Here is a 14,225-nt window from a genome sequence, read left to right as displayed (position 1 = left end):
ACTGCCGACGGCGATATGATAAAGAGCCTCCGGTTACTGTCTTCAAAGGCGTTGATTTCAGCCAGGTTTTTACTGTTTTTTGCAGGATTGGGATAACCGTAATAGTTCCCCATGTGTATTATATGCGCTGGTTTGGTGCTTTTTGAGGGTCTTTGTGCTACGCGGTGGTGATGGCATGGAGACCAGAGCACATTGGTATTATTGTTTTGGCGTTTGGGCTGTTTGGTCATAGGAACGTCACGCTCCGGGTATTTATTGACGGTAATTTTTTGTAGAGTCCGTTGCTAATGTACCGGGTGTTATATGGAGATACACATGGATTACCTGATTGTTGGTCTTGGAGGCGGCATTCTGCTTGCTGTGGGCGTGATTGTCTGGATGATTTCTTCCAGAAAAGGGTCAGCCAGTCATTTTTCTTATGCAGCCGCAGGGCCGGTTCTGTCATCTGTAGAGCTGGATTTTTATCGGGCTTTACAGTCTGCATACGACAATACGGCACTGATTTTATGTAAAGTCCGGGCCGCGGATATTATTCAGCCAGAAGAAGGGCTGAAGCAGGACGTAAGCCAGGCTCTGCTCGAACGTATTGCACCCAATGAGTTCGATTTTGTCTTGTGTGACCCAGACAATTTGTCTGTACGTTGTGTCATTCGGCTGGATCATGGTGAATCAGATAAAGAGCGGCGGCAAAATAACGAGCTGCTGGTCTCTGCTTGCCAGTCTGCTGCTGTCAACATGCGCTTGGTGGACGTTCAGCAATCCTTGTCGGTTGAGGAGCTGAGAGCGCTGGAAAGCCCGCTTCCTGAACAGACGGAAGTGGTTCCTGAGACGGCCGAGGCTGCCGATCCGGCGTTGGTTGGTAATACCGATCATGACCATACGGTAACCGAGCCTCAGAAGAGCGAGCAGGCGCCGCTGTCTCCGGTCTTGCCTGAAACCAATTTGATGCCAGAAGCTGCGGCTCCGCAACATGAAGAAGAAGATCCTTTCTCTTTGTCTTCCCTGATCTCTGATCCGGTACCAGAAGAAACCGGCTCGGACTTTGACAGCGATATTGCCTCATGGGGCAGTGAAGAAAGCTCAGGCAGTGTGTTGGCTTCCGGTATCGAGGATACACCCGCAGCGGCAGAATCTGCACCAGCAGCCCCGGAACCGGCAGTTGTAACACCGGCAGCAGAGGCGGTAGCGGCAGCACCATCTCCGGCGCCTGTGGTGCCACCCGCTGCAACACCAGAAGCTGTTGTTGAGGCAGACACTTCTCATCATCAGCACATACCACGGCCAGCTGCCAAGCCTCTGCATGCTGTTACCGAACCACATTGCCCCCGTTGCCATGCGCCTCTGGTGCAACACACGCCAAAATCCGGCAAATTGGTGGGTCAGTTGTTGTGGATCTGTAGCACCTTTCCGGAATGTCGTTATGCCGCGCCTTTTGATGCCCATGATGAACCACAGCTGAATCGCGGCACGGGCTGATCCGGCCGCCCCATGCACTGCTCTGGCGGGAATTTTACAGCGTAAAGAAAGCGACTCTTTTGGCAATCTCTTTGGCAATGTCGCGCAATCGTGCCATAGAGAGGAACAAATTGTGCTTTCTGCTATGATAATTAGCTATCTGTCTGTTCATTGACGGTCACTGTTATCGGGTATGCCTGGTTTGGCAAGATTGCAGTGATTCTGGTCTCTTGTTCTTTGGACAATCACTATCATTTCCGCTGTCAGTCATGAGGTTTCAGGATTATGGATGTACTCGAGATATTGGTGTTATTGATCGCTTTGGTACTCATTGCCTTGATTGTGGCAGTGGTGCTGGTATCGGTTCAGGCACTGGCATCCAGCAAACGCGCCAAGGCTTCCCAAGCCAAGCCCAGTCCAGCTGCAGAACCTGAGGCAACCGAGCCAGCTTCAATCGGATCGGTTATGGATCTTATCTCTCCACCTCCTGTGGGTCCGGTAACCACGTCCAACGATACTGCCGCGCCTGTGGATAAGGATGAGGATGAAATTCTGGATGAAGAGATCGAGCTTGATGTACCACCAACGATCGAAGAGCTGTTATCGAAAGCCGGCCCGGCCCCGGTGAATAACGAGCCTGCCGAGGTTGAGCCAAAAGCGGAGAGTCCTGCTCCTGCCAAACAGCCAGACCCCCGCAGCACTGAAGAGAAACGTCCCGCGGCTCCTGTTGCTCCGGTGGAACGAGCCACTATTCCGGAGGATACGCTGCGGCGACCACTGGAAGAAATCAAGCTGGCAACACCAGCCCGTCGTAACGATGATAACTACCCCTATATGGCTGGTGGCCCGCTGCTGACGCCGCTGGAACGTCTGTTTTATGGTGATCTCAAAACGTCGATTTCAGATAACACCGAGATTTTTTGTAAGGTTCGAGCATCCGATATTCTGAATCCCAGATCCGACCTGAGCCTTGAAGATTCTTATTTTGCTGCCGACCAGCTAGCGACCCAGCGCTTCGATTTTGTCTTGTGTGATGCCCGCGATTTTTCAGTGATTGGTGTTATCGAACTGGATGGTATGGGCGAGCGTGAAGGGCTGCGCAAGATTCAGCGCGAGATATTACGCAAGTCGGCAGAATCGGCTAATTTGCCGGTCTTGCTGGTGGATATGAAGCGTGGTTATACCATCAGGGAAATACGGGAACAGGTTAATTATTTGCTGCCCAGGGATAGCGGTGGTTATGAAGGAACAATTGAACATGAAGCGGTTGATGATACGCCTGATATCTATCAGGAGGAGGAAGAAATCACCGTGACACTGGCGGATAACGGCGTGTCTGAGGAGCCGGACAGCGCCCCTGATTCCAGTGTGGACAGCGGCGATGATGAGCAAGAGACAGCGGCGGTTACTGCTGCAACAGAAGCTGTTGCTGAGACTCCTGTGTCTCCTGTTGCTGCTTCCGGGAATGACACGTCGTCGGCTCCTGCGGCAGAGACAGAGACAGCACATAAAAATGTCTGTCCTCGTTGTCAGTCACCCCTGAAACTATCATTGGCGACAACGGGTGAATTTGCTGGCCAGTACTTCTGGATTTGTACCAAATTACCTGAATGCCCTTACGTTGCACCGATTTCGCCGCCGCAATAAACCGTCCGTAACACCTGTTATCAACCCCTGGCCACACCGGCGCCTTTGTCTTTCAGTCGTGAAGCAGTTCACCGTGACCTGAGAGACGACGGCCCGGCTTCCAGCAAGGTTATGCCCGACTCTATGGCCGTTATCGCTGGTGCTGGACTGGTTGTTTAATCTGATGTCAGCCGCCTCGGTCAACCAGGCTTGTACTGTTGTATTGCGGTGGTATGGATTCCGCCACATCATGATTACCACAACAATATCTTCGACTGTTTTGTATTACGAGGTTGAACTTATGCCTGTTCCTGAATCGTCAGAGCCGGGGCGTCGCCAGGTTGCCAATCCGGTATTACGTTGGTGCTTGCTGGCGGTGGGGTGGCTGGCTGTGGCGTTGGGAACTGTCGGGATCTTTCTGCCGGTGTTGCCGACCACACCTTTCTTGTTACTGGCTGCCGCCTGTTTTGTGCGCAGTTCGCCGGGTTTTTATCATTGGCTGGTCGGGCATCCGAAGCTGGGCAGTTATGTACTGTATTACCTCGACGGCAAGGGAATGCCCAAAAAAGCCAAGATTTATACCCTGTTGCTGATGTGGGCATCGCTGTTGTTGACGGCACTGGTTCTGGTGCCCTCTGTTTGGGTACAAATCACACTGTCGCTGACCGGCCTGGGAGTGAGTTGGTACATTCTTCGTTTACCCACTTTGACGCTGGTGACAGCGCCACACCAGGGTAGCAATCAATCAAGGTTGGAATAATACCTGGCAACGGGATTTGATGGCTTTTCCTGTGTGCTTGCCGCTATGCTTTGCGCCGCATTTATTGGTTGAGGGGTAACACGTGTTTTTTCTGAAACAGCATGCTGACTGGTTGCTTTTTGTGCTGCTGGTGCTGGTTTTTTTGCTTTGGCCAGAGCTGGATCTTGTGGTCAGCCATTGGTTTTACGATGACGCCTCGGCCAGCTGGCCATATCGGGACAATCCGGTGAATCTGGCCTTGTATGGCTTGTTCCGTTATCTGCCCTATGCCCTGGTGCCTTTGTTGATGATTGGGTTGGGGTTGACCTTCTGGTCTCGTGGCTTGCCCCGTAGCCAGAGGAAGGTCTGGTTGTTCCTGTTGCTGACCTTGCTGATTGGCCCCGGCATTCTGGTACACAATGTATTTAAAGAAGGTTTTGAGCGGCCACGGCCAAAGCAGGTAGTGGAATTTGGCGGCAAAAGTGGTTTCAGTCCTGCCTTTGTGATTGCGGATCAGTGCCATGGCAAATGCCGGTCGTTTGTTAGTGGTCACTCGGCGATGGGGTTCTGGCTGATGGTGTTTGCCTGGTGGAGCCGACGTAAAGTCTGGCTGTATATTGGGGTCGCGGTGGGAGTCAGTGTCAGTGTGGTGAGGATTACCCAGGGCGGGCATTTTCTCAGCGATACGATTTTTGCCGGATTTATTTGTTACTTCATCTATCGGTTGTTCAGCTATTGGTTGCTGGGGCATAGCCGGATTGGCTACCTGGAGTCAACACGGGGTACAGCTTGATCCCCGTTGTCAGTGGACGGTTTAGCCATCACTGGGTCGTTACCAGCCAGCGGTTCTTTTCAATGGTGGCACTGCCAATGCCTCGTACCTGAGCGAGGTCTTCGATGCTGTTGAACGGGCCATTTTCCTGGCGGTAACGCACGATGGCTTCGGCCTTGACGGTGCCTATACCTTGAAGGTGCGTCAGCGCATCGACGCTGGCGGTGTTGATATTGATTTTACTGGCCATGGCTGTGGTCGTCGTGGCTTCAACGGCACTGGGCGTGTTTCCAGAGCTATCGTTGACTGCGAGCAGGGCAGCCCCTTGTTTCTGTGGTTGTGGTGGTTGTGCGCCACTGAGGTCGGTAAGGCCGGGGATGCTGAAGGTCGTGGAGAAGGGGTTGCTACTGGCGTCACTGTAGGCGGCGGTGGCGGTGGCCAACAACAGGGCCATGAGCAGGGTTTGCAGGGTTCGCTGGAATAATGAAGTCGTCGGATCGGTTTTAAATGACATCATGTCGACATCTCCTTGATGGGGTGAGATGTCAAACTAGCAATCAACTATCCGGTTTTGAATCCGGCGAAACTCTTATCCGAAGAGCCGCCGGTTCAGTCTAAAGGGCGATTTATCGCTACTTGTCAGCGGCTTTTGTCGTCTTTTTGGGTGAGGCTTTTTTCTTGGTTTCTTCAACCCATTGTCCGTCTTTATACCAGGCTGACCAGCCGGTAGCCTTACCTTCAACTTCCGACATCACGTACTGTTCCTTGCTTTTGCGACTGTAGCGAATGACGGAAGGGTTGTTGTCCTTGTCGGTTCGCGGAGCATCCAGCAGGAAGTGGTACTTTTGTGGCAGTTCCGCCTGATGAGCTAATAACTCTTGTACTTGTGGCGGACGGGTTTCGCGGTTTTTCGGGAACTGGCTGGCAGCCAGGAACAGGCCCGATGCGCCGTCTCGCAATACATAGGTATCGTCGACTTTCAGGCACTTCAGTTCCGGCATGGGGACCGGGTCCATTTTCGGTGGCGCAGCTTCCCCGCTTTTGAGCAACTTGCGGGTGTTTTTACATTCGCTGTTGGTGCAGCCAAAGTATTTGCCAAAGCGGCCAGATTTGAGCTGCATTTCACTGCCGCATTTGTCGCATTCCAGTGTCGGGCCGTCGTATCCCTTGATCTTGAACTGGCCCGTTTCGACTTCAACGCCGACGCAATCCGGGTTGTTGCCGCAAATATGTACCTTGCGCTGTTCATCAAGCAGGTAGCTGTCCATGGCGTTGTCGCAGATCGGGCAGCGACGTTTTTCCATCAGGCGACGGCTTTCTGCTTCTTCGTCTTCATCGGCGGAGATGGCTTCTTCGCCGGGGATCAGGTTCAGCGTCTGGGTGCAGCGTTCCTTGGGCGGCAGTGAGTAGCCGGAGCAGCCGAGGAAGACACCCGTGGAGCCGGTGCGGATCTGCATATGGCGACCACAGGTCGGGCAGGGAATATCGGTATCGACCGGGGTATTCGGACGCATGCCACCGTCTTCACCGGCACTGTCCAGTTTTTTCTGGAAGCCGCCGTAAAAATTATCCAGTACTTCGGTCCAGTTGCTGTCGCCATCGGCAATATGGTCGAGCTTTTCTTCCATGCTGGCGGTAAAGCCAAAGTCCATCAGGTCATCGAAGTTTTCGACCAGACGACTGGTGACGATATCGCCCATTTTTTCAGCGTAAAAACGACGGCCCTTGAGGCTGACGTAACCACGTTCCTGAATGGTGGAAATAATCGAGGCGTAGGTGGATGGGCGACCAATACCACGTTTTTCGAGCTCTTTTACCAGGGCGGCTTCAGAGAAGCGCGGCGATGGTTTGGTGAAATGCTGCTTGGGTTCCAGCTCAATCAGATTGAGGTGATCACCTTCGGCCACATCGGGCAGCAAGACGTCATCGTCCTTGCCACCACCGGAGGTCAGTACGCGCAAATGGCCATCAAAGCGGATAACCCGGCCACGGGTTTTTAAATCGAAATCGCCAGCACTGGTGGTAATACTGGAGCTGGTGAATTTGGCATCGGCGGTTTGACAGGCAACAAAACGACGCCAGATCAGATCGTAAAGGCGCTGGGCATCCGGTTCCATGCTGCTGAGGTCGGCGGCCCGCAGGGTGACATCGGAAACCCGGATGGCTTCGTGCGCCTCTTGTGCACCTGCCTTGCTGCTGTAAATGCGTGGTTGGTCGGGCAGGTATTGCTCCCCTAACTTGTCCTGGATGTAGTCACGCACACTGGCGACAGCATCCTGACTCAGGTTGGTGGAGTCGGTACGCATATAGGTGATGTAACCGGCTTCGTACAGCCGTTGGGCCAGGGTCATGGTTTTCTTGACGCTGAAGCCCATGCGGGTGCTGGCCGCTTGTTGCAGGGTGGAGGTAATAAATGGCGCTGCCGGCCTGGAGCTGGTGGGCTTGTCTTCACGCTTGCTGACGGCAAAGGGCAATTTGCTCAGCTGGTCGATCAGGGCATGGGTATCGGCGGCATTGGTGGGGCGGAATTCCTTGCCTTGATAGCGAATCAGCTGCGCCCGTAACACTTCACCGCTGTCGGTACTGAGGTTGGCAAAGGCTTCCCAGAATTCTTCTGGAATAAAGGCGCGGATTTCCCGCTCGCGCTCGACAATCAGGCGCACGGCCACTGATTGCACGCGTCCGGCTGACAGGCCGCGGGCAATTTTGCTCCACAGCAGTGGCGACAGCATAAAGCCCACCACGCGATCGAGAAAGCGCCGCGCCTGTTGGGCATTGACGCGGTTCATGTTCAGGTCGGAGGGCTGTTCAAAGGCTTTTTGAATGGCTTTTTTGGTGATCTCGTTAAATACCACTCGACGATATTGCTCGTCTTGGCCGCCAATAATCTCACGAAGGTGCCAGGCGATGGCTTCTCCCTCGCGGTCCAAATCCGTCGCCAGATAAATCTGGTCGGCATCCTTGGCCAGGCGTTTGAGTTCGTCGACGACCTTTTCCTTGCCCGGCAAAATCTGGTAGTGGGCTTCCCAACCGTTTTCCGGGTCGATGCCCATGCGGTTGATCAGCTGTTCCTTGGCTTTGCGAGCCTTGTAGATCGCTTTTTTCTCCGGCGACATTTTGCGCGTCAGGGCGGCCTGTTTGGCACGCTCCTTCGGATCGCTTGTTGACGCGGAACCGGATGTAGGCAAATCGCGCACGTGGCCGACGCTGGACTTGACGATAAAGTCCTTACCCAAGTACTTATTGATGGTTTTCGCCTTGGCAGGCGATTCCACAATTACCAGCGATCTGCCCATATTCTCCGTTTTACCCTTAAATACGTGTTAACTCAGCCCAGTTGTGGCGACACTTTATAGGTAGACCCCTGGGTTTGGTCAAGCCTGAAGCAAGGAACTTCTGCACATTCTCTGCCATGAACAGTAAAAAACGAGGTCGTTTTTTACGCAAAATATCAATTTTGGCCAAGTATTTTTAAGTAACTTTTATGAATGATTCGGGGTATCCCCAGAGGGGGGATTTGTTGTTCTGGGTTGATGCTGCGGCTGTGCTGTCAGGCTTATGCTGCCTGACTTGTTGCCGGTTAGTGAGTGCTGGCCAAATACTGATTTCAGGGGCTGCTGACCAGCTTGCCAATTAAGCTATCCGACTCTGGCCAGAGCCTTCTTTAATAAGAGTATGATGGCGGCGACAAATTATTCACTGTGCTGTGGCGTTCAATACGGGTTGATTGACCTTTTGGGGTAACAGCCGATAAGGAATGACTGCTGTGTTTTCTTCTTTGACGGGTTTTGGGGCTGCCCAGAAGTTGCTGTCTTTGTGCCATGATCTGGAGGTGGAACGTTTTCCGCTTCAGGCTGATATCGATACATCCGGTGTGTCTGTGTTGCGGCTGGATCGTATCCATCCGGTGCTGTCGGGTAACAAGCTGTTCAAACTGTTGTGTCACTGGCAGCCCTGGCAGGGCAGTGGCCGTTCCGGTTGGGTAACGCCGGGAGGTGTCTGGTCAAATCATTTGCATGCGGTGGCATTTCTGGGGCAGTGGGCTGGGGTTCGTACAACCGGCCTGGTACGGGGTTATGACGATGTGCCGTTGACGGCAACCTTGCAGGATTGTGTCGATTGGGGCATGCAGCTGGTATTCCAGTCCAGAGTTGATTATCGCCAGCGCTATGACCCGGACTGGCAGCGCCACTGGTCGGCGGCGACTGACAGCTATTTTATCGGCGAGGGTGGGGCCTGGGCGGCATCGACAGAGATGGCGCTGTTGTCAGGGCTTGATGGCGATGACCAGCAAGATCCCGGGGCGCAGGCATTTGCGGCCTTGGCGGCTGTCTGTGCCGGATATGATCAGGTGTGGCTGGCAGCCGGCAGCGGGACAACAGCCGAGCGCTTGTTGCCAAGGCTGCCCGCTGATGTACATCTGGTGGCGGTGAATACCGTTGCCGATCATGGCGCTCTGGCGCAACGCTGGCAGCGGTTGTTTGCCGGTCGGTCATGGCAGATTGTTGCCAGCAGCATGCGCCGCTTCGGGGCGCAATCCGATGCGTTGCGAGGGCAAATCACCGCCTTTGACCGTCAGGGGTTACCGCTCGATCCGGTGTACGGCGCGCCCCTGGTCGACACCTGGTTACAGCATGCTGCGTTGTGGCAGGGGCAATCCGTTCTGCTGATTCATGGCGGCGGGTTGCAGGGCCGACGGGGGATCGGCCTGGATGTCGATGTGTCTGCTGAGGGCCAGGTCGATCAGGTCCGTCCGTTGGGCCAATGATCTGCAACAACCATCCAGCGTTGCTGCTCTGCCCAGTATGGCTGCTGTGGCCTGACCCGGGCCAGGCAGAGCGGGATATCCAGATAACGAAAATGGCACTGCAGCAATTGCACGATATCGGCTGCGCTGGCGGCCACCGGAGACAAGACCGGGCTGAGCCATTCATCGCGGGCCAGAATGACCCAATGGCCAGTGCGGATATGTTCTTGCAACTCACTGGCATGACACCAGCGACCTTGCCAGTGGTGAGGATTCACTTCCGCCGGTCGCTGGGCCGTGATGGCAGGATTGGCCGGGTAAAACAGGCAACCACGGAAGACGGCTTCCGACCGGCGCGGAGACCAGCCCCGTGTCGCCAGCAGTGGCTGTGCCTGTGGATGGCGGGCCAGAGGGAGTTGCTGTTCATAGGTGTGGCGCAATTTGTTCGCCAGTCGATCCCGGCGATTGGCACCGATCCAGTCATTGCCAATGCCAAGATAAAACTTTAGGGCCAGTTCAAGGTGCCATTGTTGCTGACCGTTATCGATCAGCAGATCAAGTTCACCGAGGGTACGATCGCGTCCGGCGATCTGGATATTGGCATCCCAGCGCCAGCCGCTGTGCTGTAGCCATTCGTGCCAGAGCGACTCAAACACCAGCCCGAGGCGGCTCTGTTCACTGCGACTGGTGTGGTGCCACTGGGTCGGGCAACCGGCCTGCTGACAGAGGGATTCCAGCCATGGTGGCCGGGATGGTGACCAGGGGCAGTCCAGTAATGAGGGCGATGTCAGCGCCCAGATCAAATCACGGGTGTGTTTGTCTGGCAGTTGGAAAAAGGCGTCTTCGGAGATTTGCATGCGTCAGGTCAACAAGCCTTTTGGTAGTTGCTGTGATATAAATCGCGCACTTCACTCTCCCGACACTGGCAGTATCCATTTGGCAGGATTGGGTGGCATCGCAGCGCCGGTTACAGGCTGCATCGATAACAACGACTTGGGTTAAGGTGATGGAAGAGTTTCGTAATATAGGCCTTATCGGCCGCTTGAACAGTAACAAGGTCATTGAAACCGTCAAGCGATTATCCCGCTTTCTGACCGATGAGGGATATTACGTCATTCTCGACGATCGCATTGCTGAGGTGATTCCGGGCCATAATATGCAGGTCAGCAAGGTCAATTTGCTGGGTGAAATCTGCGACCTGGTGATTGTGGTCGGAGGTGATGGCAGCTTGCTTGGGGCGGCTCGTGCTTTGGCCAAGTACCATATTCCGGTACTGGGTATTAACCGTGGCCGTCTTGGTTTTCTGACCGACATCAGCCCTGGCGACACCATGTGTGACGAAGTGCTTGCGGTTTTGCATGGCGAATACACCAGTGAACTGCGATTTTTGCTGGATGCAGAAGTCAAACGGGATGGTAATCCGATCGGTGGGGCTGCGGCCCTGAATGATGTGGTGTTACACCCGGGCAAGTCGGCTCGCATGATTGCTTTCGACCTGTATATCGAAGGACAGTACGTTTATAACCTGCGGTCAGACGGCTTGATTGTGTCCACTCCGACCGGTTCGACGGCGTATTCGTTATCCGGTGGCGGGCCGATCATGCATCCCAAACTGGATGCCCTGGTACTGGTACCGATGTTTCCACATACCTTGTCGAGTCGGCCTATAGTGGTGGATGGCAAAAGCGAAATCAAAATCCATATTGATGGCGATCTGGATATTTATCCAACGCTCAGCTGTGATGGTCAAACCCATCTTCCATGTGCGCCCGGTGATGTGATTACCATCCGGAAAAAAGCGCACAAGTTTAAATTGATTCACCCCAAAGGGCATAACTTCTACGAGATATGCCGCACCAAATTGGGCTGGAGCAGTAACCTTGGAGACTGAATATGCACCAGGGATATGATCTGATCGGGGATATACATGGCTGTGGCGATACCCTTGTTACCTTGCTGGAGCAAATGGGTTATCGCAAGCAGCATGGCGTTTATCGTCATAATACGCGCAAGGCCGTGTTTGTGGGTGATGTTGTGGATCGTGGCCCTCATATTCGACTGGCCTGTGAAGTCGTGCGGAATATGGTCGAGGCCGGTGAAGCAGAAATGCTGATGGGGAATCACGAGTACAACCTGATTACCTACTGTACCAAGGCCCCTGCCGGTATGCGGCAACCGTTTTTGCGTGAACACACACGCCGCAACAGCCATATTGTTGAAGCCACGATGGAGCAATTTGCCCACCATCCGCAAGAGCTGAACGATATGCTCGACTGGTTTCTGGAGCGGCCACTGTTTGCCGAATACGACCATTTTCGGGTTGTACACGCTTGCTGGGACAGCGATATGATCGCCGAATATATCGCCCGCTACGGTGGTAATCAGCTGGATCGCCAGCTGCTGCTGGAATCGGTTGATCCTGCCAGCTTCCTGCACAAGTTCCTTGACCGGATGCTGCGTGGCACCTCGCTGAAGCTGCCACAAGGCCGCTCCATGACCGCTACCGATGGCTTTGTACGGCAATTTTTCCGCACCAAGTTCTGGGAGCATGACCCCCAGCGCTACAGCGATGTCCTGTTTCAGCCCGATCCCTTACCAGAGGATTTACAGCATTCGCTGTTGAGTGAGGCAGAGAAACGCCAGCTGCTGTATTACAGCACGGAAGAAAAACCGCTGTTTTTTGGTCATTACTGGATGTCAGGTATTCCGTCACCCTTGAGTACCAATCTGGCGTGTATCGATTATAGTGCCGTGAAATATGGCCGCCTGGTGGCCTATCGCATGGATACTGAACATCAACTACAGCCCAATAAATTCACCTGGGTCAGAGTGGACAAGAACGAGCGCTGATGGAAGCTTTGCTGGTACTGGTGGCGGATGCGGCGGTTGATCTGTCGCCGCTCACACAACAATTATGGGCGCATCGTATCGCGCACCGGGTGATCATGGTGGAGGGTCAGCAACACCTGTACCTGGCCCATGAGGCTGATATTGCCCAGGTACGGAGCTGGGTCGAGCAGTGGCGGGAAGGCCAGCTGGGCAAACCAGAGGTCGAGACCGGTAAACCCAGGCCGCTGGTGGCGTTTATTCTGACCCTGGCGCAAGTACCGGTGACTCTGGCAATGAGCCTGGTACTGGTACTGATTTTTGGCTGGATGCACATTTCGACCGACTGGTTGGCCTGGGGGCAACCCGGAGATGGCCTGTGGCCGGAGCAGCGGATGCAGCTGGCCACCTATCTGGACATCGGCTTGCTGGCCTGGCTTAAACCGATACTGGTGCATTTTTCGCTGGTCCATTTGGTGTTTAACAGCATGTGGTGGTGGATTCTGGGGCGCAGTATCGAACAGCATGATGGCTCGCGCATGTTGCTACTGTTGACCCTGATCACCGGATTGGTGGGCAACCTGGTGCAGTGGTGGTATGGCGGCCCCGGTTTTGGTGGGCTGTCCGGTGTCACTCTGGGACTGCTGGGTTGGGTCGGCTGGCGGCAATATCAGCGCAAGCTGTCGTACTCCATCCCGGCCATGCTGCTGCCTGTGATGGTGGGCTGGCTGCTGCTGACCATGATGAGTGACAGCCTGCTACCGGGCCTGACCGGTATTGCTCATGGTGCGCACCTGGGTGGCTTGATCGCCGGCATGTTGCTGGCCACGGTGTGGCCGAGCAAGCGACCAGCTGCCCCCGATACGTAAATTGTTTGGAGATAAAACGATGACATTACAAGATCTGATCCAGTCGCTGACCCCGGCCGTCTATGAAAACCTCAAAAACGCCGTGGCGCTGGGCAAATGGCCCAACGGCACCGCGTTGCAGGAAGGCCAGCGCGAACTGTGTATGGAAGCCATTCTGCACTATGAAATTACCCATCAGGTACCGGCCGAACAACGGGTAGGTTATGTCGGTGGCGCCTGTGCCAGTGGCAACGTTGAGACCATTGGCCGTGATGATGACGTTCAGCCATTGACGCTGCAGTAAGCCCATGACCGACCGTTACCAGGGTGCGCTCAGCAAAATGGCCGCGACGGCTGCGGCTGATGGACAAGTGGCTTACCGCTTGTCACTGGGGCGTGACCAGATCGATATGAATGCCCTGATCGGCCAGCGTGTGGCATTGAGCTGGCAAGGTGCCATTCACTGTTGTGCCTGTGGCCGCAGCACCCGGAAAAGTTTCAGCCAGGGGTATTGTTATCCCTGTTTCAGCAAACTGGCCCAGTGCGACCGCTGCATGATGAGCCCGGAAACCTGTCATTTTCATCTGGGTACCTGCCGCGAGCCGGACTGGGCAGAACAGGTATGTTTTCAGCCTCATTATGTTTACCTGGCCAACTCGTCCGGCATCAAGGTCGGTATTACCCGTGCCGGTCAGCTGCCCACCCGCTGGCTGGATCAGGGGGCCGTACAGGGCATGGCCATTGCCAGAGTTGCCAGCCGTCGTGTGTCCGGAATGCTGGAAGACCTGCTGCGTCAACGGGTTGCCGACAAAACCAACTGGCGGACGATGCTGAAAGGCCAGAACCCGTTACTCGACCTGGGCGCCGCCCGGGATGACTTGCTGGCCGAGCTCGACGACCCGATTCGCGCACTGACCGACCAGTTGGGCGACGATGCCATTGAATGGTTACCCGCCAGTCGTACTGTGTCGCACAGTTTTCATTACCCTGTGCTGGAATACCCCACCAAGGTAACCAGCCACAACCTGGACAAGACACCAGAGCTGCAAGGGCGGCTACTTGGTATCAAGGGGCAGTATCTGATGCTGGATAGTGGCGTCATCAATCTGCGCAAATACACCAGTTATCAGGTCACTCTGACTCATATTGATGCGATCTGATTAATACGCCCGCCTGATCACAAGGCCTTTCATGATTCGATGGCCAGGGCGG

Annotated in this window: 13 protein-coding genes; 10 read left to right on the top strand and 3 right to left on the bottom strand. The window is 54.6% G+C overall.

Annotated features, from left to right (window positions below):
• Window positions 1-315 precede the first annotated feature (315 nt).
• The 4 genes from Q8W24_RS00250 (at window position 316) to Q8W24_RS00235 (ending at window position 4,613) form a co-directional block, all read left to right on the top strand.
• A complete protein-coding gene (locus Q8W24_RS00250) occupies window positions 316-1,476 on the top strand; it encodes a DUF2726 domain-containing protein (protein WP_305474025.1) in 1,161 nt (386 codons plus the stop codon).
• A 264-nt stretch (window positions 1,477-1,740) separates the two neighbouring features.
• On the top strand, window positions 1,741-3,102 hold the full coding sequence (locus tag Q8W24_RS00245) for a DUF2726 domain-containing protein (RefSeq protein ID WP_303434658.1): 1,362 nt from the start codon (window positions 1,741-1,743) through the stop codon (window positions 3,100-3,102).
• Between the two features lie 280 nt (window positions 3,103-3,382).
• Entirely contained in the window at window positions 3,383-3,841 is a 459-nt protein-coding gene (locus tag Q8W24_RS00240; protein WP_305413754.1) for a YbaN family protein, read from the top strand.
• Window positions 3,842-3,923: 82 nt separating this feature from the next.
• Window positions 3,924-4,613, top strand: a complete 690-nt coding sequence (locus Q8W24_RS00235; RefSeq protein ID WP_305474023.1) for a phosphatase PAP2 family protein — start codon at window positions 3,924-3,926, stop codon at window positions 4,611-4,613.
• 28 nt (window positions 4,614-4,641) lie between these two features.
• On the opposite strand, the gene Q8W24_RS00230 is transcribed toward Q8W24_RS00235, so the two are convergent.
• Window positions 4,642-5,109 carry a ComEA family DNA-binding protein gene (locus Q8W24_RS00230; protein ID WP_370693288.1) on the bottom strand — a complete coding sequence of 156 codons (468 nt, stop codon included), beginning with the start codon at window positions 5,107-5,109 and terminating at the stop codon, window positions 4,642-4,644.
• Between the two features lie 115 nt (window positions 5,110-5,224).
• Window positions 5,225-7,888, bottom strand: a complete 2,664-nt coding sequence (gene topA, locus Q8W24_RS00225; protein ID WP_303434655.1) for a type I DNA topoisomerase — start codon at window positions 7,886-7,888, stop codon at window positions 5,225-5,227.
• A 470-nt stretch (window positions 7,889-8,358) separates the two neighbouring features.
• Here topA and Q8W24_RS00220 point away from each other — a divergent pair, with 470 nt between their 5' ends.
• Window positions 8,359-9,360, top strand: coding sequence for a hypothetical protein (locus Q8W24_RS00220; RefSeq protein ID WP_305451353.1), 1,002 nt, complete (start codon window positions 8,359-8,361; stop codon window positions 9,358-9,360).
• Here Q8W24_RS00220 and Q8W24_RS00215 read toward each other — a convergent pair.
• A complete protein-coding gene (locus Q8W24_RS00215) occupies window positions 9,336-10,196 on the bottom strand; it encodes a DUF1853 family protein (RefSeq protein ID WP_305474021.1) in 861 nt (286 codons plus the stop codon). The genes Q8W24_RS00220 and Q8W24_RS00215 overlap by 25 nt on opposite strands.
• Window positions 10,197-10,345: 149 nt before the next feature.
• Between Q8W24_RS00215 and Q8W24_RS00210 the strand changes: the two genes are divergently transcribed.
• From Q8W24_RS00210 to Q8W24_RS00190, 5 genes are read left to right on the top strand one after another with little or no spacing between them, the layout of a single operon-like run.
• Complete coding sequence (locus Q8W24_RS00210) at window positions 10,346-11,230, top strand: NAD(+) kinase (RefSeq protein WP_303434652.1); 885 nt, start codon at window positions 10,346-10,348, stop codon at window positions 11,228-11,230.
• Window positions 11,231-11,232: 2 nt separating this feature from the next.
• Entirely contained in the window at window positions 11,233-12,189 is a 957-nt protein-coding gene (locus Q8W24_RS00205; RefSeq protein WP_303434651.1) for a metallophosphoesterase, read from the top strand.
• Entirely contained in the window at window positions 12,189-13,034 is an 846-nt protein-coding gene (locus tag Q8W24_RS00200; protein ID WP_305474020.1) for a rhomboid family intramembrane serine protease, read from the top strand. Before Q8W24_RS00205 ends, Q8W24_RS00200 begins: the two co-directional genes overlap by 1 nt.
• Before the next feature lie 19 nt (window positions 13,035-13,053).
• Entirely contained in the window at window positions 13,054-13,317 is a 264-nt protein-coding gene (locus Q8W24_RS00195; protein ID WP_303434649.1) for a YeaC family protein, read from the top strand.
• A gap of 4 nt (window positions 13,318-13,321) precedes the next feature.
• Window positions 13,322-14,173 carry a DUF2797 domain-containing protein gene (locus tag Q8W24_RS00190; RefSeq protein WP_305413747.1) on the top strand — a complete coding sequence of 284 codons (852 nt, stop codon included), beginning with the start codon at window positions 13,322-13,324 and terminating at the stop codon, window positions 14,171-14,173.
• The last annotated feature ends 52 nt before the right edge of the window (window positions 14,174-14,225 follow it).

Origin of the sequence: Oceanobacter sp. 4_MG-2023, assembly GCF_030689165.1 — a bacterium.
Lineage (GTDB): Bacteria > Pseudomonadota > Gammaproteobacteria > Pseudomonadales > Oceanobacteraceae > Oceanobacter.
Note: the sequence above shows the minus strand (reverse complement) of the source record. Positions and strands in the feature narration are given on the sequence as shown.

Excerpts from the sequence above, each read along its gene's own strand:
- Q8W24_RS00215 (WP_305474021.1), bottom strand. The coding sequence starts at position 10,196 with ATGCAAATCTCCGAAGACGCCTTTTTCCAACTGCCAGACAAACACACC.
- Q8W24_RS00200 (WP_305474020.1), top strand. The coding sequence starts at position 12,189 with ATGGAAGCTTTGCTGGTACTGGTGGCGGATGCGGCGGTTGATCTGTCG.
- Q8W24_RS00195 (WP_303434649.1), top strand. The coding sequence starts at position 13,054 with ATGACATTACAAGATCTGATCCAGTCGCTGACCCCGGCCGTCTATGAA.
- topA (WP_303434655.1), bottom strand. The coding sequence starts at position 7,888 with ATGGGCAGATCGCTGGTAATTGTGGAATCGCCTGCCAAGGCGAAAACC.
- Q8W24_RS00205 (WP_303434651.1), top strand. The coding sequence starts at position 11,233 with ATGCACCAGGGATATGATCTGATCGGGGATATACATGGCTGTGGCGAT.
- Q8W24_RS00210 (WP_303434652.1), top strand. The coding sequence starts at position 10,346 with ATGGAAGAGTTTCGTAATATAGGCCTTATCGGCCGCTTGAACAGTAAC.
- Q8W24_RS00190 (WP_305413747.1), top strand. The coding sequence starts at position 13,322 with ATGACCGACCGTTACCAGGGTGCGCTCAGCAAAATGGCCGCGACGGCT.
- Q8W24_RS00240 (WP_305413754.1), top strand. The coding sequence starts at position 3,383 with ATGCCTGTTCCTGAATCGTCAGAGCCGGGGCGTCGCCAGGTTGCCAAT.
- Q8W24_RS00250 (WP_305474025.1), top strand. The coding sequence starts at position 316 with ATGGATTACCTGATTGTTGGTCTTGGAGGCGGCATTCTGCTTGCTGTG.
- Q8W24_RS00230 (WP_370693288.1), bottom strand. The coding sequence starts at position 5,109 with ATGATGTCATTTAAAACCGATCCGACGACTTCATTATTCCAGCGAACC.
- Q8W24_RS00245 (WP_303434658.1), top strand. The coding sequence starts at position 1,741 with ATGGATGTACTCGAGATATTGGTGTTATTGATCGCTTTGGTACTCATT.